The sequence below is a fragment of the Bordetella sp. genome (genome assembly GCF_051960075.1).
Lineage (GTDB): Bacteria > Pseudomonadota > Gammaproteobacteria > Burkholderiales > Burkholderiaceae_B > Bordetella.
Genome location: NZ_JBQCER010000058.1, coordinates 1 through 23,671, shown reverse-complemented (window position 1 = coordinate 23,671; position 23,671 = coordinate 1). Strand labels below are relative to the sequence as shown.

Genomic DNA, 23,671 nt, shown 5'->3' with positions numbered 1-23,671 from the left:
GAGCGCTCCGCCCGAAGACACGATCAAGGCGCCGGCATGAGATAGGCGCGCGACACACCACGCAGCGAACTGCATACGAGTAGCTCATCTGCCGCCAGCAGATCGCTGCGCGACAGCGCGCGTTCGACCGCGCCCAACCGGCGCAGGAGCCGGGCACGCATCACGCCCGGCAGCAAACCGCTTGCGAGCGATGGTGTGTGCCAGCGGCCGCCGCACTTGATGAAGACATTGCTTCTGGCCCCTTCAGTCATGTCTCCCCGCTGGTTGAAGAACACGGTATCGAAAGCGCCCAGGGCGTCGGCTTCGTGTATGGCGGCATCGTAATGGCTGCGCAGAGAAGTCTTGTGATGCAACAGCGCGATTTCTTCGCCTGGCACAGGCGTCCGAGCCAGCACAAGCCCGACGCTGCCGCCGCGTTTGAACGATTGCGTCGGCGACGACGCCACGCGGCAAGCACCGTCGTGCGCCAAGTCCACGCGAACGCGATACGTGCCGTCGAGCGCCAGGCTTAGCACATGCTCGATCACCTGCCGTCGGATATCCGACTTGTCGCAGCGAAACCCCAGCGCTGCGGCGCTCTCGCGCAAACGCGCCAGATGTGCGTCGAGCCGCAGAGGCCTGCATCCCGGCCGAACCCGTAAGGTCTCGAACAAGGTGAAGCCCGGGTCCATGCTTTCGACGAACTGCGCTTTCAAGCGGGTCTCTTCATATTCGGACTGCGAAGACGAGTCGATCACGATGCCGCCGCCCACGCCCAGTTCCGCCGAGCGCAGGCCCTTGCGCGACGGGCCGATCGCCAGCGTGCGTATGGCCACCGACAGGCCGAAGTCGCCGCAGCGGCGTCCCGCCTTGGGCGCATCCATCCAGCCGATCGCGCCGGTATAGATCCCGCGCGGCGTGGTCTCCAGCTGCGCGATCAACTGCATGGTCCGATGCTTGGGCGCGCCCGTGATGGAGCCGCAGGGAAACAGCGCGCGCAGGATGTCCGGAAACGGGATCTGCGGATCGATTTCGGATTCGATCACCGACGTCATCTGATGCACTGTGCGGTAGGTCTCCACCGCGAAGAGCTTGGGCACCTTGACCGAGCCCGTGACCGAGACCATGCCCAGGTCGTTGCGCAGCAGATCGACGATCATGAGGTTTTCGGCGCGGTTCTTCTCGTCCTGCGCCAGCCAGGCGGCCGCTTGTGCGTCGAGCGCGGCGTCGGCTTCGCGGCCGGCGGTTCCCTTCATCGGACGCGCGCCAAGGCCGCCGTCGCAATGCGCAAGGAAGAGTTCCGGCGAGCACGAGAGCACCCAACGATCACCAGCGCCGGCGTCATCCGCAGGCAGCGCCATCAGTGCGCCGAAAGGCACGGGCTGGTGCGTGCGCAGGCGGCGATATAAGGCCAGAGGCGAGCCCAGCACATCGCCGTTCAGCCGATAGGTGTAATTGACCTGGTAAGTCTCTCCGGCCCGTATCAGTTCGCGCACGCGGTCGATCGAGCGGTCAAAGGCGGCGCGATCGACGGAAGGCCGCAGACGCAAAACGCCCGCGGGTGCCGGGTCGGTCCGCCCCTCCGTCGCAGCCAGCCATGCCGAGACCTCGTTGCACGATAGGCGCTCCATTTTGCGGAAAAGCAGGATACGCAGCGCGCTGACGTCGTCGGCCGCAAGCTTGCCGTGCCCGGCGCGCAGCAGCTTGGCGCCCCACTCGTAATCGGCCATGAAGACGCAGTGCAGGCCCGCGCGCATCGCGTCTTCGGCCTGTCTCCAGACATCATCGAGGGTTTCGGGATCGCTGCAACGCAGCGCTTTCGCGAACGCTGTGTAGAGGCGGCTGGTCGGCACCGCGCCGGTCGACGAGGCATCGTCGAGCAGCGCGAAGGGGGCGTTCACCATGTGGGTCATGCCGTATTTTGCAATAAGGCATTCGACCAGGGTAAACCCTTGCTCACCGTGGCTTGTTCTCGATGGTCTACCCGCCTAATATTTCGAAAAATATTCATATTTTATAAAACTTGCTTAGCCACGGGAGAACCTGCCATGACCCGGCACGATGCCTATCGAGAAGAGATCATTGGGCGCGCCAACGTGGGCGATACCCCGGAGCTGGTGGCCTATTACAAGGAACTGGAGCGCTTCGAGACCGCGGCGCTCTGGACGGTAGCCAACAAGATCGAGCCCTGGCAGCCCAAGTCCGAGTCGGTGCCGGTCGTCTGGCGATACCAAGATCTGCGCGAGCACGTGCTGCGCTCGATCGACCTGGTCACACCGGAGCAGGCGGGCCGCCGCGTCATTTACCTGAACAACCCGGGCAGGCGCGAGGTCGCCGCCGCCGTCGGCTGGCTCTACTCGGGCCTGCAGGTCATGAACCCCGGCGAGGCCGCATCGGCCCATCGGCATTCCGCTTCGGCGCTGCGCTTCATCATGGAAGGCCGCGGCGCCTATACCGTGGTCGACGGCCACAAGATGACGCTGGGCGCCAACGACTTCGTGCTCACGCCCAACGGCACGTGGCACGAGCACGGCGTCAGCGCGGACGGCTCGCCCTGCATCTGGCAGGACGGCCTGGACATCCCCCTGATCAACGCGCTGGAAGCCGGCTTCTACCAGGTGCACCCCGAGCTGCAGCAGGCCGTGACGTTTCCGGTGAACGACTCCACCCGCGAATGGGGCAACGCGGCGCTGCGCCCAAGCACCGGCGCCTGGTCCAAGCCCTATTCGCCGCTGCTCAAATACGAATGGACGCCCACCTACGACGCGCTGCAGCGCTACGCCAAGGCCACCGACGGCAGCCCCTACGACGGCGTGCTCATGGACTACGTCAACCCGGCCACCGGCGGCTCGGTCATGCCCACGATAGGCGCCAGCATGCAGCTGCTGCGCCCGGGCGAGCACACCAAGGCGCATCGCCAGGTGGGCAGCTTTCTCTACCAGGTGGCCAAGGGCAGCGGCCATTCCATCATCAACGGCAAGCGCTACGAATGGCGCGAACGCGACATTTTCTGCGTGCCGTCGTGGGCCTTCCATGAACACGTCAACGGCTCGGCCGGCGACGATGCCTGCCTGTTCTGTTTTCACGACTTGCCGGTCATGCAGGCGCTCAAGCTCTATCGCGAGGAAGCGCTGGCGGACAACGGCGGCCATCAACCGATCATCGACTAGGATTTAGGAGAAAAAATGCGTCTCGTGACTTACCGTACTACGCCCACCGGACAAGCCCGCCTGGGCGCCGTGACGGGCGACCGGGTGGTGGACCTGGCCCGCCTGGGTTCCGTGGCCGGCGTACCGCTGCCCGAGGACATGCTGGCCTTCATCGACCTCGGCCCTGATGCGGTGTCCGCCGCGACACAATTGCTCAAGGCCTATGAAGGCAAGTGGCCCGTGGGCACGGCGATTCCGTTCGAGAACGCCCGCCTGCTGGCGCCGATCCCGCGCCCGCGCAAGAACATCTTCGGCATCGGCCTGAACTACGTCGAGCACGTGGCCGAGTCGAATCGCACGCTGGATACCGCCAAAGACCTGCCCACCAAGCCGGTGATCTTCTCCAAGCCGCCGACCTGCGTGATCGGGCCGGGCGAGGCCATCGAGCACAACAAAGAGATCACCCAGCAGCTCGACTGGGAAGTCGAGCTCGCCGTGGTCATGGGCCGGCGCGCGCACCGCATCGCCGAAGCCGACGCGCTGAACTACGTGTTCGGCTACAGCGTGATGATCGACGTCAGCGCGCGCGACTGCCGCCGCGCCGGCCAATGGATCTACTCCAAGGGCCAGGACACCTACGGCCCCTTCGGCCCGTGCATTGTCACCGCGGACGAGATCCCCGATCCGCACGTGCTCGACCTGTCCTTGACCGTCAACGGCGTCACCAAGCAAAGCTCCAACACACGCCACATGTTGTTCAAGGTGCCGCATCTGATCGCCGACATCAGCGCCGCCATGACCCTGGAAGCGGGCGACATCATCGCCACCGGCACGCCGGAGGGCGTGGGCGCGGGCCGCACGCCGCAAGAATGGCTCTGGCCGGGCGACGTGGTGGTGGCCACGGTGGAAAAGATAGGCGATCTGCGCCACCCGGTCGTCGCGGTCTGACTGCGATTGCCCAGCAACCCAGACCGTTTTTTTGCGAGGAGCCCGACGATGTTGAACCTCCCCCGTTTCAAGGCGGCTGCGGTGCAGGCCGCTCCCGTCTTTCTGGACACCGATGCCACCGTCGACAAAGTGTGCGCGCTGATCGAAGAGGCCGCGTCCAACGGCGCGACGCTCATCGCGTTCCCCGAAGTCTTCGTGGCGGGCTACCCCTACTGGAACTGGATCATGAATCCCGTCGAAGGCAGCCCCTGGTTCGAAAAGCTGTGCCGCAGCGCCATCGAAATTCCGGGCCCGGAGATCCAGCGCATCGCCGCCGCCGCGCGGGCCCACCAAGTGCATGTGGTGGTGGGCGTGAACGAGCGTTCCCGCGTGGGCATCGGCACGCTCTACAACACCCTGGTGACCCTCGGCCCCGACGGCCGCCTGCTGGGCCGGCACCGCAAGCTGGTGCCCACCTGGGCCGAGAAGCTCACCTGGGCCAACGGCGACGGCTCCTCGCTGCGCGTGCACGACACGGCCATCGGCCCGCTCGGCGCCCTGGCCTGCGGCGAGAACACCAATACCCTGGCGCGATTTTCGCTGTTGGCGCAGGGCGAACTCGTACACGTGGCCGCCTATATCTCGCTACCTGTGGCGCCGGCCGACTACGACATGACCGAGGCCATACGCGTGCGCTCGGCGGCCCATTCTTTCGAAGGCAAGGTCTACACCATCGTGTCGTGCTCCACGATATCCGACGAGATCGTGCAAGCCATGAGCGCCACGCACCCGCAGTCCCGCGACATGCTGCGCCGTCCAAACAGCGCGTTCTCGGGCGTCATCGGACCGGACGGCCGGGTGATCGGCGAGCCTATCATCGACCGCGAAGGCATCGTCTACGCCGATATCGACCTGAGCCGCTGCATCCAGCCGCGCCAGATGCACGACATTACCGGGCACTACAACCGCTTCGACGTCTTCGAATTGCGGGTCAACCGGCGCACGCTGAGCCCGGCCCGGTTCCTGGACGACGAACCCGCGACCGAAGACGAGTTCGATACACTGCCTGCCCCGTCCAACCCAAGAAAGGAGGAGCAGGCTTGAAACCGCGATTGAAGGTCGTTCGGCAAGATGCCGAGCCGCTTCACGAGGCGTCCGACGTCGAGGTCGAGGACATCACCTTCGCCGAGCGCGTCTACCGGCTGTTGCGGCGCGACCTCATCGCGGGCGAGATCGCGCCAGGCCAGTCGCTGCGACTGGAGTTTCTCAAACAGCGCTACGGCAGCAGTTTTTCGCCCATCCGCGAGGCGCTCAACCGCCTTCAAAGCGAGCGAATGGTGGTGTCGACCACCTCGCGCGGTTTTCGCGCGGCCGCGTTTTCGCGCAAGGAAATGCGGGACGCCGTCGAGACCCGCATTCTCATCGATTGCGATGCCATGCGACGTTCGCTCAAGAACGGCGACGACGCCTGGGAAACCGCCCTAGTCACGGCGTTTCACGCCCTGACTCTGGCGGCCAGGCGGCGCCAGGACCCGCCCGAGGATGAGACGGGCGATCGCGGCAGCGAGTTGCTTGAACGGCGCCATCTGGCATTCCACCGCGCACTCATCAGCGCTTGCGGTTCGCGCTGGCTGATGGAGCTGTCGCTGCAGATGTACACCCATACCGAACGCTACCGCCGCCCGACGCTGCGCCTGCGCCCCGGCCTGGACGGCATGGACCGCGACGTGGGCAGGGAGCACCAGGCCCTGATGGACGCCGCCCTGGCGCGCGACGCCGAACGCGCGGTGGCCTTGCTGTCCGAACACTATCGCAAGACGGTCGAGCTCATCGAGGGCATCGCCTCTTTCGACGACGAATAACTGCCGCAATGAAAAGGCCGGCATCTTTCACGATGCCGGCCTTTTCATTGCGACGATCAGCGCGACCGCGCCGGCTTCTTCCCCGCCCGGGTCGGATTCTTGACCGGCTGCACAGGCTTGCCGGCCTTCTTGGCTTCGGCCCGGCGCTGCTTGGCGGTCTGGCCTTTCAAGGCCGCAGGCTTGGGCGCTGCGGCTCGCTTGACCTTGCGCGGTTCGTCGGGGCGGCGCGTCGCCTCTTTGCGCAGGGTTTCGAAGCTGGTGCCCTTGACCAGGCGGAACTCGATGCGGCGCGCTTCAAGGTCCACGCGCGACACCTGCACCTGCACCTTGTCGGTCAGGCGGTAACGCATGCCGGTGCGCTCGCCGCGCAGCTCGTGCAGGGCATCGTTGAACTGGAAGTACTCGCCGCCTAGCTCGGACACGTGGACCAGGCCCTCGACATGCAGCGTGTCGAGCGTGACGAAGATGCCGAAGCTCGCCACGCCCGTGACGGTGCCGCTGAAATCTTCGCCCACGCGTTCCTTGACGAACCAGCACTTGAGCCAGGCCTCGACGTCGCGCGACGCCTCGTCGGCCCGACGCTCGGTGGCCGAGAGAATGAGGCCCAGCTTCTCCCAGACCGCGTGCTCTTGTTCGCGCTGCGACTCGCCCTTGATGACGGACTGGCCCTCGAGTTGCGGCACATAGCGCTGGCCATCGAGCAGGGCCTTGATGACGCGGTGAGTCAGCAGATCGGGATAGCGCCGGATAGGCGAAGTGAAATGCGCGTAGCCCGGATACGCCAGGCCGAAGTGGCCGACGTTGTCCGGGCTGTAGATGGCTTGCTGCATGGAACGCAGGCACATGGTCTGCAGCAGCGGAAAGTCGGGTCGGCCGCGCACCGAGTCGATGAACTTGCCGTAGTCGGCCGCGGTGGGTTCGTCGCCTCCGCCCATGGACAGCCCCATGGTGCGCAGGAACTCGCGCAAGGATTGCAGGCGCTCCGGCGTGGGGCCTTCGTGTATGCGGAACAGGCCCGGATGCTTGCTTCGCGCCATGAAGTCGGCAGCGCAGGTATTGGCCGCCAGCATGCACTCTTCGATGAGCTTGTGCGCGTCGTTGCGCACCAGGCCCACGATCTGCTCGATGCGGCCGAGCTGGTTGCAGACGATCTTGGTCTCGACCGTCTCGAAATCGATGGCGCCGCGCTTCTTGCGCGATTCGGCCAACAGCAGATACAGCTCGTTCAGATTGCGGATCTGCGGCAGCACGCCCTGCAGCGCATTGGCGGACGGACCGCCGGGCTGCTGCAACGCCGCCCACACATTGGTGTAGGTCGTGCGCGCATGCGAATACATGACCGCGTTGTAGAACTGGTAGGCCGTGACCGTGCCGGCCTTGGCACCCGTGGCCGGGATGATCATGTCGCACACCAGCACCAGCCGATCGACGTGCGGGTTCAGCGAGCACAAGCCGTTGGACAGCGACTCGGGCAGCATGGGAATGACCCGGCGCGGAAAGTACACGCTGGTGCCGCGCTCGAGCGCATCGTCGTCCAGCGGGTTACCCGGTTCGACGTAATGACTGACGTCGGCGATGGCCACCAGCAGGCGCCAGCCCGGCCGCTTGCGTTGGCCCGAGCCCAGGTCCACCGGTTCGCAGTACACCGCATCGTCGAAGTCGCGCGCGTCTTCGCCGTCTATGGTGATGAGCGGCACGTCGCGCAGGTCGACCCTGCCCTTGAGGTCGGTCTTGCGTACCACGTCGGGCAGGCGTGACGCCTGCTTTTGCGCGGCGTCGGAAAAATCGACCGGCACGTCGAATTTGCGCACCGCGATCTCGATCTCCATGCCGGGATCGTCGATCTCGCCCAGCACTTCGCATACGCGACCCAGTGGCTGGGTATGGCGCGTGGGCTGTTCGATGATCTGCACCGACACCACCTGGCCGTGCTGCGCACCGTTGGTGTCGCCGGGGGGGATGAGAATGTCGTGCTTGATGCGCTGATCTTCCGGCACCACGATCGACAGGCCGTGCTCGTGCAGGAAGCGGCCCACCAGCTTGTTGGTGCGCCGCTCGATGACTTCGACGATGGCGCCTTCCGGCTTGCCGCGGTAGTCGCCGCCGGGCTTGACCAGCACGCGGTCGCCATGCAGCACCTTGAGCATCTCGCGCGGGGCGAGAAAAATGTCCGGCCCGCCATCGTCGCGCAGCAGGAAACCGAAGCCGTCGCGGTGCCCTTGCACCTTACCCGCCACGAAATCGAGCTTGTTAGCCAGCAGCAGCAGGCCCTTGCGGTTGGGCATGAGCTGGCCGTCGCGCTCCATGGCCGAGAGCCGGCGGTCGAAGCCCACGCGCGTGGCGTCGCGCTCCACGTTCATGCGCTGCGCGAGCTCGTCGGGGGACAAGGGCGCGGTGGCCGAACGCAGCGCGGTCAGGATCGCTTCGCGCGAAGGCACATCGGGATCGAATTCGGGCGGCGTCTGCGGTACGACCTTGGGTCCGGATGCCTTGCCGGCACGGGGCGCAGCGGCTTTCGATGGGGTGCCCCGCTGCTCGGGACGCGCCTGCGGCGTCGCCTCGTCGTCCATGTCGTCCGTGCCGTCGGGCTGGGTGTGCTGACCCTCAGGCGGATTTCTTAGACCACCCAAAAGAAGGGATGGTTTGTGTGTACCGCTGTTCGGTCGTTTTGCCAAAGCTAGAAATCCCGTATATAATGCGCAGCTTCTGTGGCCAGCCCAAGGCTAGACACTGAATAGATGTACCGCTGATAAAGACCGTTTTTTACCGGCCGTGAATGCTGCGAAGCGTATCACACAACCTGTATCAGACAACTCGGCGTAACGTACTAGCAGTGCCCAGGTGGCGGAATTGGTAGACGCGCATGGTTCAGGTCCATGTGCCGCAAGGTGTGGAGGTTCGAGTCCTCTCCTGGGCACCACAGAAACTCTGGTTTTCCAGACCCTAGGCAGTTAGCTCAGTTGGTTAGAGCACCACCTTGACATGGTGGGGGTCGTTGGTTCGAATCCAATACTGCCTACCAGCAAATACAGTCTGCGAGACGCCTTCGGGCTACTCGAGACGCAAAAAGCCCCAGGCCTGATCGCCTGGGGCTTTTTTGTATCGCCCCTTGCCTGCCTTTTACGGCAAAAGCCGGCCCGACGAGCCGGCATCGGCAGCCGGCGCAATGGCCGGTCGCCATTGACAATGGGCGGGGCTCAGGAACACCATTAATCGAGGGATTCAAAGCAAGTATCAGGCTTTATGCCTATGCCTTACGTTCAATAAGAACAGTCATCAATCGACAAGAACGGTAAAGCGATGCTGAAGATACGGGTTGATCGACTCTGGCGCTCGCTTAACTGGCGTATCGCACTTCCCATATTTTCGATCTGGGCGGCCCTGATAGGCCTGGGCGCTTGGTATAGCTGGAACACCTACCAGCATCAGACGCAGACGCTGGCACAAACCACGGCCAACGCGGCGGATATCGTAGCTCAGCAATTGCAGGACACCGTGCAGGTGGCCGGCGTGACCGTGCAGATCATGCGCAACCAGGCGGCCAGCCACACCATGAACGCTCGCCTGATCCAGGAGATCACCCAGGAGATACGCATCGAGGATGTCGCCCTGCCCCAACTGGATAATCTGGTGCTTTTCGACGATCTGGGCAGTCTGGTGGCTCAGTCGATCAAACAGCCTGGGTACGGAATCGATATCGCCGACCGCGAATACTTCGCTTATCACCAGACCCATCCCGATCCGGGCATACGTATCGATACCCCCTTGTTCAGCCCCATATCGCATCGCTGGGTCCTGCCCGTGACCCTGCGCATCAATCGTCCGGACGGCAGTTTTGCCGGGGTTGCCGAGGTCGACGTCAATTACGACTTTTTGGCGGAGTTCTACAGCCGCCTGAACCTCTGGGCCGACAGCGCCATCGATGTATTTCTCGGCGACGGAACGTTGCTGTTGCGCTGGCCGGCCTCGACCCAGGCCTACGGCAAGGACTTCTCCAGGTCGGCGCTGTTCGCAGCCGTTCTGCGGCTAGGCGACCAGGGATCCATGACGATCGGATCGCCGATCGATGGCGTGGTTCGGCACTACAGCATCCGTAAACTCGGCGCTTATCCGATCTATGTGCTGGTGGGCTCCTCTGTAGGGGAAGCCTACGCCACGTGGTGGAGCGACACACTCGCACATGCGGTGTTTTACCTGCTGGTCGCCTCGCTGATCAGCTGGTTCGGCGTGCGGCTGATGCAACAGATCGCGCTGCGCGATCGGATCGAAATCGAGCTGCACCAGGCCAACCAGCGGCTGGAGAACATGGCGATGCACGACGGCCTGACGGGCATTTCGAATCGTCGGTATTTCGACATTGCCGCCGCGGAAAAATTCAGCCTGGCGAAGCGACATGGCTACGCGCTGGCCGTCATCATGTTCGATATCGATTATTTCAAGCAATACAACGATCGCTATGGCCACCTTGCCGGCGACGAATGCCTCAAGCGCGTCGCGCACGCGATCGACTCGGTGGCGGCCCTGCGGCCCGGCGACGTCGTCGCCCGATATGGCGGAGAAGAGTTTTCGGTGATATTGCCAGGCACCGATATGAAAGGCGCCGTCAAGGTTGCCGAGCGGGCCCTCGCCGCAGTGCGGGAACTGGCCATCGCGCACGCGGTCAATCCAGTGGGCATCGTCACGCTTAGCGCAGGGGTCAGCGCGCTGACCCCTGCTCGGGAAACCGATGCGCTGGACCGCTTGTTGACGACAGCCGATGAAGCGCTCTATCTGGCGAAGAATAAGGGCCGCAATCGCGTCTGCAACATGAGAGACCTCGCGGCGCACGCCTGAGCAGGCAGTCTCGCGATTGCCTTTATTGCGCCGCCGCTTGCGTCATGCGCTGCTGCTGCGGCGGCGGCCAGATTTGCGGCGGATACACGGTCGGGTACACCAGCTTCGGGGCGATCGCGCCAAAATGCGCCAGACAGGATTGGATCATGTTCGCCAGGCCATCGGCGAACGGGGCTGCCGTCGCGATGGAACCGCGGGCGCGGGTCACCTTCCACTTGCCGTCGTCCTGCCGCACGGCCTGGAAGACATCCTGGCCGTACGGCGTATCGCTCGGCAGATAGGCCACGATCGCCGCGGGTTGTGTGGTGTACGGAAAATCGATCAGACCGGGCCATGCCTGAAGCGCCGCAGAAGACACATAGGCCTCGCAGGTATGCAGCGACGCCACGCCTGCGGTGTTCTCCAGCCATAGGGCTTTGAACTCCGGCGGCATCATGCGGTCCAGGAGCGCTGCGCCTTGCTGGGCGAACGCAGGGTCGGGCTGATCCGGGACCGTGGCCGCCGCATCAGCCGCCACGGCGGCATGCCCGAGGCACAATCCCATCGTCAATCCCAGAATCGACGCGATTCTTTTAAACATCATGCGACCTTTCGGCTTCGTACACGGCACAGCATACGGCGATTTACGTGACCGCAGTACGTTGATGAAAGACAGGCTGATCCCAGGAACCGGCGTCCAGGATGTCTTTCAGGATTTCGACGGCATCCCAGATATCGGCAAAGCCCAGGTACAAAGGCGTGATGCCAAAGCGCAGCACGTCGGGCTCACGGTAGTCGCCGATAACCCCGCGGGCAATCAGCGCCTGCATCACGGCGTAGCCTTGCGGATGGCTGAAGCTGACGTGGCTGCCGCGCACGCGATGGTCGCGGGGCGTGACCAGCGTGAGCGGGTGGCCCGCGCAACGCGCCTCGACCAGGTCGATGAACAAATCCGTCAGCGCCAGCGATTTTGCACGCACGTGGTTCATGTCGGCCTGCAGCGCGATATCCAGACCGCATTCGACCAGCGCCATCGACACCACAGGCTGCGTGCCGCAGAGATAACGGCGTATGCCCTCGGCCGGCTGATATTCGGCCGCCATGTCGAAAGGGCGGCTATGCCCCCACCAGCCCGACAGCGGCTGCCAGAAACGATCCCGATGCTGCGGCGCGACCCAGATGAAGGCCGGCGCGCCAGGGCCGCCGTTCAAATATTTATAGGTGCAGCCCACCGCGAAGTCGGCCTGCGCACCGGTCAGATCGACCGGGACCGCACCCACGGAATGCGCCAGATCCCAAATTGTCAGGATGCCGCGCCGGCGAGCCGTCGCGGTGACCTCGGCCATGGCGTGCATATGGCCGGTGCGGTAGTTGACGTGGGACAGCAACAGCACGGCGACATCGTCGTCGAGCGACGGCTCCAGCTGGGTCGGTTCGTCGATCAGCCGCAGCGCATAGCCTTGCTGCAGCAGATCGATCATGCCCTGGATCATGTAGAGATCGGTCGGAAAATTGTCGCGCTCGGACACGATCACGCGGCGTCCGGGTTGGGCCTGGCTCTGGATGCGCAGGGAGGCCGCCAGCGACTTGAAGAGGTTCAGCGAGGTCGTATCGGTGACGACCACCTCGTCGTCGCCCGCGCCGATCAGCCGGCCCAGCTTGTTGCCCAGGCGCACGGGCAGGTCGAACCAGTTGGCGGTGTTCCAGCTGCGGATCAGGCCTGTGCCCCATTCCTGTTCGATGACCTGGGTGCCTCGGGCATGGGCGGACTTGGGCATCGCGCCCAGCGAGTTGCCGTCCAGGTAGATCACCCCCGGCGGCAATGAGAAAAGCGCCTTGAGCCGCGCCAGCGAATCGCATCGATCGGCTTGCAGGCAGGATTCACGGGTTTGCATGGTCAGCGTCTCGGCCAAAGGTGGCAGTAGGTTTGGTTGGCTTCGAGATTCCGGCCGATGCGGCCGTCGGGCTGGATCACCTTGAGCCAGCCGTCGGGGTCCGAGCGGGTAGGCGTGTCGCCGCAATTATTGTGCACCCAATGCATACCGCCGCGATACGGAATGCCGCATGCCTCGATCTTGTCGCCCACGGCGATGGCGTCCAGCGGAGCAGGCACGGCCTTGATGCCCGGCCGATAGCCCGATGCGAAGACATTGTCTATCGCAACATCGTAGATTTTCCCATCTCCACCCCTGACCTTCAGGTGCGTATGCGAGAGCTCGACTCCCTTGCGATGCATGCCATGTTTGAACTTGGGCGCGGACACGACTTGCCCGACCAGCAAGGCGCCACCGGAGGCCCCGCACTGCCGCATGTCACCGGACGCGGCGCTCGCGCACTGGCAAGCCAGAACCAGCGCCATGCCAGCCAGCAGGCACGTTCCCAACCGGATGAGATGATTGTCGTGTCTAGGCGGATGCGGCATGGTCTGGTCTCCGTTCTTTCTGGTTGTCGCCGTTTGCAGCCGCTCGCCGGCAGGCGCAGTCACGACAACGCCACGCTGACAGTGGCGACCTGGCTTGCGGTCAACGACAGCGCCTGAGCCAGGCGCTGCAAGGGGTACGTGTGAGCGGCGGTCGAATAAAGATGCAGCGCCGGATCGGCGCTCTGCGTCTGGGCACGCAATCCGCATGCGGTCAGTCTGTCGTCGACCCGACGGGCAACGGCGCCGCCGGTTTCGATCACCTGGAATCGTTCGCCGAACAGACGCGCAATGCTCGGCATGAGAAACGCGTAATGGGTCGACCCTAGCACCAGGGTATCTGCGCCCGCGTCCGCCATGGGCCTGAGGGCTTTTTCGAGCAGCGCGTAGACGGACGCCCCCGCTACGATGCCCTGCTCGATCAGCTCCACCAGACCATGCCCGGCCTGGCATACGAAGCGGCAGTCCTGGCCGTGATGAGTCAACAGTTCTTGCAGCCGTTTACTGCGCAGCGTCGCGGCCGTGGCCAGCACGCCGACGACTTTTGCCTTTGAGAATTGCACCGCGGGCTTGACGCCGGGCTCGACGCCGATGACCGGAACGGCGAACTCGCCCCGAAGCTGCGTAATGGCGTGCGTCGTCGCCGTGTTGCATGCGACGACCAGCGCTTTTGCGCCGCGCTGCAGCAGCCAGTGCGCCAACAGGCGGCTACGCGCCTTGATAAAGGCGTCTGTCTTTTCGCCATAGGGTGCGAACCCGGAATCGGCGACGTAGAGGATGGCTTCGTCCGGCAGGCGTTTGCGGATGGCGGCGGCCACGGACATGCCCCCCAGGCCTGAATCGAAAACACCGATGGGCGCGGTCCCGTTGAACATGAGTCTGTGTGCTGGTGCTGGGAGGTGACGGTGGGAGCACCGGGCTGCGGCCCGGCAGGATTCCATTATGGTCCAATATCCCGTGCATCGCTTACACGGAGACTGGCATGGCCGAAATACACCGCTGCGCATGGGCTGGCGACGACCCGCTCATGCGCGACTATCACGACCGCGAATGGGGCGTGCCCATGCGCGACAGCCGCGCCTTGTGGGAATGCTTGATGCTCGAGAGCTTCCAGGCGGGCCTGTCGTGGCTGGTGGTGCTGCGCAAACGCCAGGCCCTGCGCGCCGCCTTTGCCGATTTCGATCCGCAGGCGGTAGCCCGATATGGCGAGGACGACGTGCTGCGCCTGCTGCAAGATCCCGGCATCATCCGCTCGCGCGCCAAGATCGAGGCGACTCTGCGCGGCGCGCAAATCTATTGCGAGATGCAAGCGCGTGGAGAAAAATTCAGCGATTTCTGCTGGTCGTTCACGCAAGGCAAGGTGTTGCGCAACGACGGTCATGCGCGCGTGGTCAGCACACCGCTGTCCGAACAGATTTCAAAAGAGCTCAAGCGCCGCGGCTTCAAATTCGTCGGTCCGACCATCGCCTATGCATGGATGCAAGCCATAGGCATGGTCAACGACCACGCGGCGGACTGCTTTCGCCGCGACGTCTGCGAGGCAGGCTGATCGCCAGCGCCGGCGCGGGCCGGTGTGCGCCGCGTCATCCGCATTGCGCAAAAAAAGCGGCCGTTCGATTGAACGGCCGCTTTTTGCAGCGCGCCGGACGACCTGTTACTTCTTGCGTCGCACCGGCGGCAGATCGGTGCACACGCCCTCGGCCACCTCGGCCGCCATGCCGACCGATTCGCCCAGCGTGGGATGCGGGTGGATAGTCTTGGCGATGTCGACCATATCGGCGCCCATTTCGATGGCCAGCACCACTTCGCTGATCATGTCGCCGGCATGCGTGCCGACGATGCCGCCGCCCAGGATACGATGGGTCTCGGCATCGAAGATCAGCTTGGTAAAGCCCTCGTCGCGACCGTTGGCGATAGCCCGGCCCGAGGCCGCCCAGGGAAACACGCCTTTTTCGATCTTGACGCCCTGCTTCTTGGCTTCGTCTTCGGTCAGGCCCACCCAGGCCACTTCGGGATCGGTGTAGGCGACGCCCGGGATGACGCGTGCGTCGAAGAAAGATTTTTCGCCGGCGATGGCTTCGGCGGCCACGTGCCCTTCGTGCACGGCCTTATGGGCCAGCATGGGCTGGCCCACGATGTCGCCGATGGCATAGATGTGCGGCACATTGGTGCGCATCTGCTTGTCCACCGCGATGAAGCCGCGGTCGGACACGGCCACGCCGGCCTTGTCGGCGCCGATCTTCTTGCCGTTGGGCGTGCGGCCCACAGCCTGCAGCACCAGGTCGTAGCGCTGCGGCTCCTTCGGCGCGCCCTCGCCTTCGAAGGTCACGTAAATACCGTCGGGCTTGGCCTCGGCCGCCACCGTCTTGGTATTGAGCATGATGTTGTCGAAGCGGTGGGCGTTGACCTTCTGCCATACCTTGACCAGGTCGCGGTCCGCGCCCTGCATCAGGCCGTCCAGCATCTCGACCACATCCAGACGGGCGCCCAGCGTGGAATACACCGTGCCCATTTCCAGGCCGATGATGCCGCCGCCGATGAGCAGCATTCTCTTGGGCACGCTTTTCAGTTCCAGCGCGCCGGTCGAGTCGACGATGCGTTCGTCGGCGGGCAGGAACGGCAGCCTGGCCGACTGGCTGCCGGCGGCGATGATGGCGTTCTTGAAACGGATGGTTTGCGTCTTGCCGTCGGCCGACTTGACCGTCATATGGTTGGGGTCGGCGAACTCGCCCACGCCCGTCGCCACGGTGACCTTGCGCGCCTTGGCCATGCCGGCCAGGCCGCCGGTGAGCTTGCCCACCACGCTGTCCTTGTAGCCGCGCAACTTGTCCAGGTCGATCTTGGGCGTGCCGAAGTCCACGCCATGCGCGGCCAAGGCCTTGGCCTCGTCGATCACGGCGGCGTTGTGCAGCAACGCCTTGGACGGAATGCAGCCTACGTTCAGGCACACGCCGCCCAGCGTCGAATAGCGCTCGACCAGCACGGTGTTCAAGCCCAGGTCGGCAGCGCGGAAGGCGGCCGAATAGCCGCCGGGGCCGGCGCCCAGCACCAGCACGTCGCATTCGAGATCGGCCGAGCCCGAGTAATTGGCGGCCTGAGGCGCCGGCACCGCGACTGCCGCGACGGCAGGCGTCGGCGCGGCAGCAGGCGCTGCCGCAACAGGGGCAGCGCCTGCTGCCGCGGCTTCGACCTCGAGAACGACGCTGCCCTCGGACACCTTGTCGCCGACCTTGATCGCGATCGACTTGACCACCCCGCCCTGCGAGGCGGGAATCTCCATCGACGCCTTGTCGGATTCGACCGTGATCAGGCTCTGCTCGGCCTTGATCGTGTCGCCCACCTTCACCAGCACTTCGATGACCTCGACTTCCTTGAAGTCGCCGATGTCGGGAACCTTGATTTGCACATTGCTCATGGCGGCTCCCTTACAGCGCGACGCGGCGGAAATCGGCCAACAGCGCGGCCAGGTAGGCGTTGAAGCGCGCGGCCGAGGCGCCGTCGATGACGCGGCGGTCGTACGACAGCGACATGGGCATGGTCAGGCGCGGCACGAATTGCTTGCCGTCCCATACAGGCTTCTGGTATGAGCGCGACAGGCCCAGGATGGCCACTTCGGGCGCATTGATGATGGGCGTGAAGTGCGTGCCGCCGATGCCGCCCAGGGACGAGATCGAGAAGCAGCCGCCCTGCATTTCGGCGGGCGAAAGCTTGCCGTCGCGCGCCTTCTTGGCCAGTTCGCTCATTTCCTTGGCGATGTCGATGATGCCCTTCTTGTCGGCGTCTTTGAGCACCGGCACCACCAGCCCGTTGGGCGTGTCCGCCGCGAAGCCGACGTTGTAGTACTGCTTGTAGACCAGGGTGTCGCCGTCGAGCGAGGCATTGAACTCGGGGAATTTTTTCAGCGCGGCGACCACGGCCTTGATGACAAAGGCGAGCATGGTGAACTTGACGCCCGCCTTCTCGTGCTCTTTATTGAGCGTGACGCGCAGCGCTTCCAGGTCGGTAATGTCCGCTTCGTCGTTGTTGGTGACATGCGGGATCATGACCCAATTGCGATGCAGGTTGGCACCCGAGATCTTCTTGATGCGCGACAGCGGCTTGGGATCGATCGGACCCAACTTGGCGAAATCGACCTTGGGCCAGGGCAACAGGCCCAGCGCGGCGCCGTCAGCCGAACCGGACGAAGCCGCGGGCGAACCCGCGCCCCCGGCCAGAGCCTGTTTGACGAAATTGCGCACATCGTCGAACAGGATGCGGCTCTTGGGACCGGTGCCCGTGACGCGGCTGAGGTTGACGCCCAGTTCGCGCGCGAACTTGCGCACCGAAGGCGAGGCATGCGGCAGCTTGCCGGGAGCCAGGCCCGGATCTTCCACCACGGCAGAAGCCTGAGCGGCCTGAGAGGCGGCAGCCATCGCCGGCGCAGCGGCCGGCGCAGGCGCGGGCGCGGCTGCGACCGGGGCAGAAGCGGCGGGGGCAGAAGCTGCCGCCGGCGCGGCGCCGGCAACTTGCACCACGGCCACCAGAGAGCCCTTGGATACCTTGTCGCCCACCTTGACCTTGAGCGCCGTGATGACGCCGCCCTGCGTAGCAGGGATCTCCATCGAAGCCTTGTCGGATTCGACCGTGATCAGGCTCTGCTCGGCCTTGACGGTATCGCCCACGGCGACCATCACTTCGATGACTTCGACCTCCTTGAAGTCGCCGATATCGGGCACGAGCAGATCGGCCGAACCGCCGCTTGCGGCCGGGGCAGCGGCGGGAGCGGGCGCAGGCGCCGACGCCACGGGAGCCGGTGTGGGTGCGGGTGCGGCGGCAGGCGCAGCGGCGGCGCCCGCGCCGGCGTCCTCAACCACCAGGACCACGGCGCCTTCGGACACCTTGTCGCCCACCTTGATCGCAATCGACTTGACCACGCCGCCCTGCGACGCCGGGATCTCCATCGAGGCCTTGTCGGATTCGACCGTGATCAGGCTCTGTTCGGCCTTGATCGTGTCGCCCACCTTCACCAGCACTTCGATGACTTCGACTTCCTTGAAGTCGCCGATATCGGGAACCTTGATTTCCACAGTATTGCTCATCGTCTCACCATCCTATCTGTGCCGGGCTCAGGCGTGTTGGGGATTGGCCTTGGCCGGATTGATGCCGTACTTCTTGATCGCTTCGCTCACCTTGGACAGGGGCAGCTTGCCCTCGTCGGCCAGCGCGCGCAGGGCGCCCAGCACCACGAAGTGGCGGTCGATCTCGAAGTGCTCGCGCAGCTTGCTGCGGAAGTCCGAGCGGCCGAAGCCGTCGGTGCCCAGCACCTTATAGGTGCGGCCGGCCGGCATGTAAGGACGGATCTGGTCGGCCAGCAACTTCATGTAGTCGGTCGAGGCGACGATGGGGCCTTCCGTGCCCGCCAATTGCCGAGTGACGTAGGCCACCTGCTGTTTGGCCTCGGGGTTGAGCAGGTTGTGGCGCTCGACGTCCAGGCCTTCGCGGCGCAACTCGGTAAAGCTGGTCACGCTCCAGATGTCGGAGGCCACGCCCCAGTCGGCCTCGAGCAGTTCCTGGGCGGCCATGACTTCGCGCAGGATGGTGCCCGAACCCATGAGCTGCACGCGCAGCTTGCCCTTGCCGTGGGACTTGAGCTTGTACATACCTTTGATGATGCCTTCCTCGTCGCCGGCGGTCAGGCCCGGCTGGGGATAGTTCTCGTTCATCAGGGTCAGGTAGTAGTAGACGTTCTCCTGATCCTCCACCATGCGCTTCATGCCGTGCTGGATGATGACCGCGACTTCGTGCGCGAAGGTCGGGTCGTAGGCCACGCAGTTCGGAATGGTCGCGGCCAGGATGTGGCTGTGGCCGTCTTCGTGCTGCAGGCCTTCGCCGTTGAGCGTGGTGCGCCCGGCGGTGCCGCCCAGCAGGAAGCCGCGCGCCTGCATGTCGCCGGCGGCCCAGGCCAGGTCGCCGATGCGCTGGAAGCCGAACATCGAGTAGTAGACGTAGAACGGCACCATGATGCGGTTATTGCTCGAATACGACGTGGCCGCCGCGATCCAGGAGCTCATGCCGCCCGCTTCGTTGATGCCTTCCTGCAGCAACTGGCCGTCGACCGTTTCGCGGTAGTACATCACCTGGTCCTTGTCGACCGGGATGTACTTCTGGCCCTCGGGCGCGTAGATGCCGATCTGGCGGAACAGGCCTTCCATGCCGAAGGTGCGCGACTCGTCGACCAGGATCGGCACCACGCGCGGACCGATTTCCTTGTCGCGCAGCAGCTGGTTGAGCACGCGCACGAAGGATTGCGTGGTCGAGATCTCGCGGCCTTCGGCCGTGGGGTCGAGCACGGCCTTGAAGGCGTCCAGCTTGGGCACCGTGAGTTTCTCGTCGGCCTTCATGCGGCGGCGGGGAAGATAGCCGCCCAGGGCCTTGCGGCGCTCGTGCAGGTACTTCATCTCGGCCGAATCCTCGGCCGGCTTGAAGTACGGGATCTTTTCGAGCTGGTCGTCGGGAATGGGAATGCCGAAGCGGTCGCGGAACTCGCGAATGGATTCGAGCTCCATCTTCTTTTGCTGGTGGGTGGGGTTCTTGGCCTGGCCGACCTGGCCCATGCCGTAGCCCTTGATGGTCTTGGCCAGGATAACCGTGGGACGACCGACATGCTTGCTGGCCGCGTCGAAAGCCGCGTAGACCTTGTGCGGATCGTGACCGCCGCGGTTCAGGCGCCAGATGTCCTCGTCGCTCATGCGGGCGACCATTTCCAGCAGTTTGGGATGCTTGCCGAAGAAGTGGTCGCGCACGAACTTGCCGTCGTTGGCTTTGTAGGCCTGGTATTCGCCGTCGACGGTCTCTTCCATGACCTTGCGCAGGATGCCTTCCTTGTCGGCGGCCAGGAGGGGATCCCAGTAGCCGCCCCAGATCAGCTTGATGACGTTCCAGCCCGAGCCGCGGAAATCGCCTTCCAGTTCCTGGATGATCTTGCCGTTGCCGCGCACCGGCCCGTCCAGGCGCTGCAGATTGCAATTGACGACGAAGATCAGATTATCGAGCTTTTCGCGCGCGGCCAGGGCGATGGCGCCCAGGGATTCAGGCTCGTCCATCTCGCCGTCGCCGCAGAAGACCCAGACCTTGCGGCCGGCAGTCTTGGCGATGCCGCGTGCCTCAAGATACTTGAGAAAGCGCGCCTGGTAGATGGCCATCAGCGGGCCCAGACCCATGGACACGGTGGGGAACTGCCAGAAGTCCGGCATCAGCTTGGGATGCGGGTACGAGGACAGACCCTTGCCGTCGACTTCCTGGCGGAAGTGATCGAGCTGCTCGGCGGTGAAGCGCCCTTCCAGGAAGCCGCGCGCATACATGCCGGGCGAAGTGTGGCCCTGGAAGTAGACCAGGTCGCCGCCGTGGTCCTCGGTTTCGGCGTGCCAGAAATGGTTCTGGCCCACCGAGATCATGGTGGCCAGCGAAGCGAAGGAGGCAATGTGCCCGCCCAGATCGCCGCCGTCGGGCGGATTGTGCTTGTTCGCCTTGACCACCATGGCCATGGCGTTCCAGCGGATATAGGCGCGAATGCGGGCCTCGAGCTCGAGGTTGCCCGGATGCGGCGGCTCCATCGCGGTCGGAATCGTGTTGACGTAGGCCGTGTTGGGCGAATACGGGATGTGCGTCCCGGAGCGGCGCGCTTCGTCGATCAGCTTTTCAATGAGGAAATGAGCCCGGTCCGGGCCTTCGCGATCGAGGACCGCCGCCAAAGCCTCAAGCCATTCCTGGGTTTCTAGAGTATCGTCGTCTTGGGGAAGCGAAGCGGACATGTGCTGTCTCCGTTATAAAGTAAATGCCGAGCCAGACAGGGCCTAGACATGGCGACTTGAGCTTACTGGGTCGCAAGCTTACCCCGAGATACAGAAAATTTCATGTTGCGGTACGGCATTTTGCAATATGAAATTCAACGCCACGTCATGATCACGCTCGCGGCGGGCCCGCGGGAATCCGGCACGCATTAAAATCACGCGATTCCCGGCCAGACGCCATGTCCAACCCCAAATCCCTCATCCCTACTCCGTTCCACGATCAGGCCCGCAAGCGCCGACGCGGCCTGTACTGGCTCACGCCCGCCCTCGTGCTGGTACTGTACCTGTGCGTGATGGGCGCGTTCTTCTGGCTGCAGCGCATCCGCGACGACAGCGTCATGTTCGTCACCATCGACCAGGAGATGCGCCAGCAGCGCCTGACGTGGGTGGTGATCGCGCTGTCCTGCGTGATCGTGGTGAGCCTGCTGATGCTATGGCGCTACACGCGCTTTCGCTCCAAAGCGGAGGCCGCGCTGATCGCCGAGACCGCTTTTCGCCGCGCCATGGAGAACTCCATGTCCACCGGCATGCGCGTGCTCGATATGGAAGCGCGCATCGCCTACGTCAATCCGGCGTTTTGCCGCATGATCGGCTGGAACGAAGCCGACCTGGTCGGCCGCTCCGCGCCTTTCCCCTATTGGGTGCCGGGCCGTCATGAGCAGCACCAGCATACGCTGGATTTGCTGATGTCGGGCAAGGCGCCAAACAGCGGCCTGGAACTGGAAGCCCAGCGCCGCGACGGCTCGCGCTTTGCCGCGCGACTCTATGTCTCGCCGCTGCTGGATCCGAACGGCAACCAGATCGGCTGGATGACCTCCATGACCGACATCACCGAGCCCAAGCGCATCCGCGAGGCCTTGACCGCCGCGCACGAGCGCTTCATGACGGTGCTGGAAGGTCTGGACGACGCCATTTCAGTCACGGCCGACACGCACGACAGTCTGGAACTGCTCTTTGCCAACCGCACGTACCGGCGCATCTTCGGCGCGCAGACGGGCGGCCACGACGAACTGCTGGCCGGCCGCCGCGGCCGTTTCACCGACGAATCGGTAGAGGTGTTCGCCCCGTCGGTGCAGCGGTGGTTCGAAGTGCATCACCGCATGCTGGCCTGGACCGACGGACGTCGCGTGCGCATGCAGGTGGCGCGCGACATCACCGAGCGCCGCAAGCACGAAGAGGCCTCGCGCGTGCAGCAGGAAAAAATCCAGATCACCAGCCGCCTGACCACCATGGGCGAAATGGCCTCGTCGCTGGCGCACGAGCTGAACCAGCCGCTCACTGCCATCTACAACTACAGCATGGGCGCGGTGGCTCTGGTCAAGGCAGGACATACCAGCCCCAACATGCTGCTGCCGGCGCTGGAGAAGGCCGCCGCCCAGGCCGAGCGCGCCGGCAAGATCATCAGCCGCATCCGCGAGTTCGTAAAGCGCAGCGAACCGCGCCGCCAGGCCGTGCCGATCCGCCGCATCGTCGACAATGCCATCGGCTTTGCCGAGATCGACGCCCGCAAACGCCGCATCCGCATCGAGAGCTTCGTTCCTTCGGATGCGCCCGACGTGCTCGCCGACCCGATCCTCATCGAGCAGGTGCTGCTCAACCTGATCAAAAACGGCATGGAAGCCATGGAGAACCGGGAGCCGGACGAACTCAAGGTGGCCGTGATCCTGCACGAGCAGCAACTCGAGGTGGCGGTGGTCGACCGCGGCCACGGCATTTCCGATCCCGAACGCTTGTTCGAACCCTTCTTCAGCACCAAAACCCAGGGCTTGGGCATGGGTTTGAATATTTGCCGTACCATTATCGAATCCCACCATGGCCGCCTCTGGGCGGACCCGAACCCGGCCGGCGGCACGATTTTCAGGTTTACCCTGCCGACCGTCGATCCTAAAACCCCGCTGCAGAACGACCAGTCCGAGGAGTTGCACGCATGACCTCCCCCTCCACGCCCAGTACCGTCTTCATCGTCGACGACGACGAGGCCGTGCGCGATTCGCTGCGCTGGCTGCTCGAAGCCAATGGCTACCGGGTGCGGCCCTACGCCAGCGCCGAGACATTTCTCGACGAGTACGATCCCGGCCAGATCGGTGTGCTGATCGCCGACGTGCGCATGCCCGGCATGAGCGGCCTGGAGCTGCAGGAGCAGTTGATCGCGCGCAAGGCGCCGCTGCCCATCGTCTTCATCACCGGTCACGGCGACGTGCCCATGGCGGTGACCACCATCAAGAAAGGCGCAGTCGATTTTCTCGAAAAGCCTTTCAACGAGGCCGATCTGCGCGACACCGTGGCCCGCATGCTCGAACAGGCGGTGCAGCGCATCAGCCAGTACCAGGCGCAGCGCGACCACGAAGCCATGCTGGCGCGCCTCACGGCGCGCGAGCAGCAGGTGCTGGGACGCATCGTCGCGGGCCGCCTGAACAAGCAGATCGCCGACGACCTGGGCATCAGCATCAAGACCGTCGAGGCGCACCGCGCCAACATCATGGAAAAGCTCGAGGTGACGACGGTGGCCGACTTGATGAAGGTGGCGCTGGCCAAGCCCGAGACGGCTTGATTTTGAGTTCTTGAGCAGCATCGACGCAAATCGCTGTTTTTTTTGGTTCTTGAGCAGCAAGTCCGCAGCGGTCCGGGTGCCCTCGTGTCCGCTTCGCTGAGTTGGGTTCGGCCGCCGCCTTAGGCGGCCGAAGTCCCTGCGGG

The 23,671-nt window shown here is 64.4% G+C and carries 17 protein-coding genes and 2 tRNA genes; 10 read left to right on the top strand and 9 right to left on the bottom strand.

What is annotated here, in order from left to right:
* Positions 1-23: 23 nt before the first annotated feature.
* Positions 24-1,892 (bottom strand): aminodeoxychorismate synthase component I, encoded by a 1,869-nt coding sequence (gene pabB, locus ACTHJ1_RS09460; protein ID WP_440191140.1) that lies wholly within the window; start codon positions 1,890-1,892, stop codon positions 24-26.
* A 135-nt stretch (positions 1,893-2,027) separates the two neighbouring features.
* On the opposite strand from pabB, the gene ACTHJ1_RS09455 reads away from it, so the two are divergent.
* The 4 genes from ACTHJ1_RS09455 to ACTHJ1_RS09440 are packed head-to-tail and all read left to right on the top strand — an operon-like array spanning position 2,028 to position 5,917.
* On the top strand, positions 2,028-3,149 hold the full coding sequence (locus ACTHJ1_RS09455; RefSeq protein WP_440191137.1) for a cupin domain-containing protein: 1,122 nt from the start codon (positions 2,028-2,030) through the stop codon (positions 3,147-3,149).
* Positions 3,150-3,164: 15 nt separating this feature from the next.
* A complete protein-coding gene (locus tag ACTHJ1_RS09450) occupies positions 3,165-4,076 on the top strand; it encodes a fumarylacetoacetate hydrolase family protein (protein ID WP_440191134.1) in 912 nt (303 codons plus the stop codon).
* A 48-nt stretch (positions 4,077-4,124) separates the two neighbouring features.
* Entirely contained in the window at positions 4,125-5,159 is a 1,035-nt protein-coding gene (locus tag ACTHJ1_RS09445; RefSeq protein WP_440191131.1) for a carbon-nitrogen hydrolase family protein, read from the top strand.
* Complete coding sequence (locus ACTHJ1_RS09440; protein WP_440191128.1) at positions 5,156-5,917, top strand: GntR family transcriptional regulator; 762 nt, start codon at positions 5,156-5,158, stop codon at positions 5,915-5,917. The genes ACTHJ1_RS09445 and ACTHJ1_RS09440 overlap by 4 nt, the downstream gene beginning before the upstream one ends.
* Positions 5,918-5,973: 56 nt before the next feature.
* Here the strand turns inward: ACTHJ1_RS09440 and rnr are convergent, their stop codons facing one another.
* Positions 5,974-8,487, bottom strand: a complete 2,514-nt coding sequence (gene rnr / locus ACTHJ1_RS09435; protein WP_440191125.1) for a ribonuclease R — start codon at positions 8,485-8,487, stop codon at positions 5,974-5,976.
* Between the two features lie 265 nt (positions 8,488-8,752).
* Here rnr and ACTHJ1_RS09430 point away from each other — a divergent pair.
* The 3 genes from ACTHJ1_RS09430 to ACTHJ1_RS09420 all read left to right on the top strand — a co-directional run bounded on the left by ACTHJ1_RS09430 (position 8,753) and on the right by ACTHJ1_RS09420 (position 10,750).
* Positions 8,753-8,837 (top strand) — tRNA-Leu (locus tag ACTHJ1_RS09430).
* Positions 8,838-8,862: 25 nt separating this feature from the next.
* Positions 8,863-8,939, top strand: a tRNA-Val gene (locus tag ACTHJ1_RS09425).
* A gap of 278 nt (positions 8,940-9,217) precedes the next feature.
* Positions 9,218-10,750 carry a sensor domain-containing diguanylate cyclase gene (locus ACTHJ1_RS09420; RefSeq protein WP_440191122.1) on the top strand — a complete coding sequence of 511 codons (1,533 nt, stop codon included), beginning with the start codon at positions 9,218-9,220 and terminating at the stop codon, positions 10,748-10,750.
* A 22-nt stretch (positions 10,751-10,772) separates the two neighbouring features.
* On the opposite strand, the gene ACTHJ1_RS09415 is transcribed toward ACTHJ1_RS09420, so the two are convergent.
* The 4 genes from ACTHJ1_RS09415 to murI are packed head-to-tail and all read right to left on the bottom strand — an operon-like array spanning position 10,773 to position 14,023.
* Positions 10,773-11,333, bottom strand: a complete 561-nt coding sequence (locus ACTHJ1_RS09415) for a hypothetical protein (protein ID WP_440191119.1) — start codon at positions 11,331-11,333, stop codon at positions 10,773-10,775.
* Between the two features lie 40 nt (positions 11,334-11,373).
* Positions 11,374-12,624: a kynureninase gene (kynU, locus tag ACTHJ1_RS09410; protein ID WP_440191116.1), complete on the bottom strand. Its 1,251-nt coding sequence runs from the start codon at positions 12,622-12,624 to the stop codon at positions 11,374-11,376.
* Between the two features lie 2 nt (positions 12,625-12,626).
* Entirely contained in the window at positions 12,627-13,151 is a 525-nt protein-coding gene (locus tag ACTHJ1_RS09405) for a hypothetical protein (protein WP_440191113.1), read from the bottom strand.
* A 59-nt stretch (positions 13,152-13,210) separates the two neighbouring features.
* Positions 13,211-14,023, bottom strand: coding sequence for a glutamate racemase (gene murI, locus ACTHJ1_RS09400; RefSeq protein WP_440191110.1), 813 nt, complete (start codon positions 14,021-14,023; stop codon positions 13,211-13,213).
* Positions 14,024-14,130: 107 nt separating this feature from the next.
* Between murI and ACTHJ1_RS09395 the strand changes: the two genes are divergently transcribed.
* The gene (locus tag ACTHJ1_RS09395; RefSeq protein ID WP_440191107.1) at positions 14,131-14,697 is read left to right on the top strand and encodes a DNA-3-methyladenine glycosylase I; all 567 of its coding nucleotides are present in this window, start codon (positions 14,131-14,133) and stop codon (positions 14,695-14,697) included.
* Positions 14,698-14,802: 105 nt separating this feature from the next.
* On the opposite strand, the gene lpdA is transcribed toward ACTHJ1_RS09395, so the two are convergent.
* From lpdA to aceE, 3 genes are read right to left on the bottom strand one after another with little or no spacing between them, the layout of a single operon-like run.
* Entirely contained in the window at positions 14,803-16,563 is a 1,761-nt protein-coding gene (lpdA, locus tag ACTHJ1_RS09390; RefSeq protein ID WP_440191104.1) for a dihydrolipoyl dehydrogenase, read from the bottom strand.
* Between the two features lie 10 nt (positions 16,564-16,573).
* Complete coding sequence (gene aceF, locus ACTHJ1_RS09385; RefSeq protein WP_440191101.1) at positions 16,574-18,226, bottom strand: dihydrolipoyllysine-residue acetyltransferase; 1,653 nt, start codon at positions 18,224-18,226, stop codon at positions 16,574-16,576.
* Positions 18,227-18,253: 27 nt separating this feature from the next.
* The gene (gene aceE / locus ACTHJ1_RS09380; protein ID WP_440191098.1) at positions 18,254-20,938 is read right to left on the bottom strand and encodes a pyruvate dehydrogenase (acetyl-transferring), homodimeric type; all 2,685 of its coding nucleotides are present in this window, start codon (positions 20,936-20,938) and stop codon (positions 18,254-18,256) included.
* 218 nt (positions 20,939-21,156) lie between these two features.
* On the opposite strand from aceE, the gene ACTHJ1_RS09375 reads away from it, so the two are divergent.
* Together ACTHJ1_RS09375 and ACTHJ1_RS09370 are read left to right on the top strand one after the other, a co-directional pair.
* Positions 21,157-22,908: a PAS domain-containing sensor histidine kinase gene (locus tag ACTHJ1_RS09375; protein ID WP_440191095.1), complete on the top strand. Its 1,752-nt coding sequence runs from the start codon at positions 21,157-21,159 to the stop codon at positions 22,906-22,908.
* Complete coding sequence (locus ACTHJ1_RS09370) at positions 22,905-23,528, top strand: response regulator transcription factor (protein ID WP_440191092.1); 624 nt, start codon at positions 22,905-22,907, stop codon at positions 23,526-23,528. Before ACTHJ1_RS09375 ends, ACTHJ1_RS09370 begins: the two co-directional genes overlap by 4 nt.
* The last annotated feature ends 143 nt before the right edge of the window (positions 23,529-23,671 follow it).

Bases quoted from the DNA above. Each gene is read 5' to 3' on its own strand.
- aceE (WP_440191098.1), bottom strand. From the start codon at position 20,938: ATGTCCGCTTCGCTTCCCCAAGACGACGATACTCTAGAAACCCAGGAA.
- ACTHJ1_RS09455 (WP_440191137.1), top strand. From the start codon at position 2,028: ATGACCCGGCACGATGCCTATCGAGAAGAGATCATTGGGCGCGCCAAC.
- aceF (WP_440191101.1), bottom strand. From the start codon at position 18,226: ATGAGCAATACTGTGGAAATCAAGGTTCCCGATATCGGCGACTTCAAG.
- ACTHJ1_RS09420 (WP_440191122.1), top strand. From the start codon at position 9,218: ATGCTGAAGATACGGGTTGATCGACTCTGGCGCTCGCTTAACTGGCGT.
- ACTHJ1_RS09370 (WP_440191092.1), top strand. From the start codon at position 22,905: ATGACCTCCCCCTCCACGCCCAGTACCGTCTTCATCGTCGACGACGAC.
- ACTHJ1_RS09445 (WP_440191131.1), top strand. From the start codon at position 4,125: ATGTTGAACCTCCCCCGTTTCAAGGCGGCTGCGGTGCAGGCCGCTCCC.
- ACTHJ1_RS09415 (WP_440191119.1), bottom strand. From the start codon at position 11,333: ATGATGTTTAAAAGAATCGCGTCGATTCTGGGATTGACGATGGGATTG.
- murI (WP_440191110.1), bottom strand. From the start codon at position 14,023: ATGTTCAACGGGACCGCGCCCATCGGTGTTTTCGATTCAGGCCTGGGG.
- lpdA (WP_440191104.1), bottom strand. From the start codon at position 16,563: ATGAGCAATGTGCAAATCAAGGTTCCCGACATCGGCGACTTCAAGGAA.
- ACTHJ1_RS09375 (WP_440191095.1), top strand. From the start codon at position 21,157: ATGTCCAACCCCAAATCCCTCATCCCTACTCCGTTCCACGATCAGGCC.
- ACTHJ1_RS09405 (WP_440191113.1), bottom strand. From the start codon at position 13,151: ATGCCGCATCCGCCTAGACACGACAATCATCTCATCCGGTTGGGAACG.
- kynU (WP_440191116.1), bottom strand. From the start codon at position 12,624: ATGCAAACCCGTGAATCCTGCCTGCAAGCCGATCGATGCGATTCGCTG.
- rnr (WP_440191125.1), bottom strand. From the start codon at position 8,487: ATGGACGACGAGGCGACGCCGCAGGCGCGTCCCGAGCAGCGGGGCACC.
- ACTHJ1_RS09450 (WP_440191134.1), top strand. From the start codon at position 3,165: ATGCGTCTCGTGACTTACCGTACTACGCCCACCGGACAAGCCCGCCTG.
- ACTHJ1_RS09395 (WP_440191107.1), top strand. From the start codon at position 14,131: ATGGCCGAAATACACCGCTGCGCATGGGCTGGCGACGACCCGCTCATG.
- pabB (WP_440191140.1), bottom strand. From the start codon at position 1,892: ATGACCCACATGGTGAACGCCCCCTTCGCGCTGCTCGACGATGCCTCG.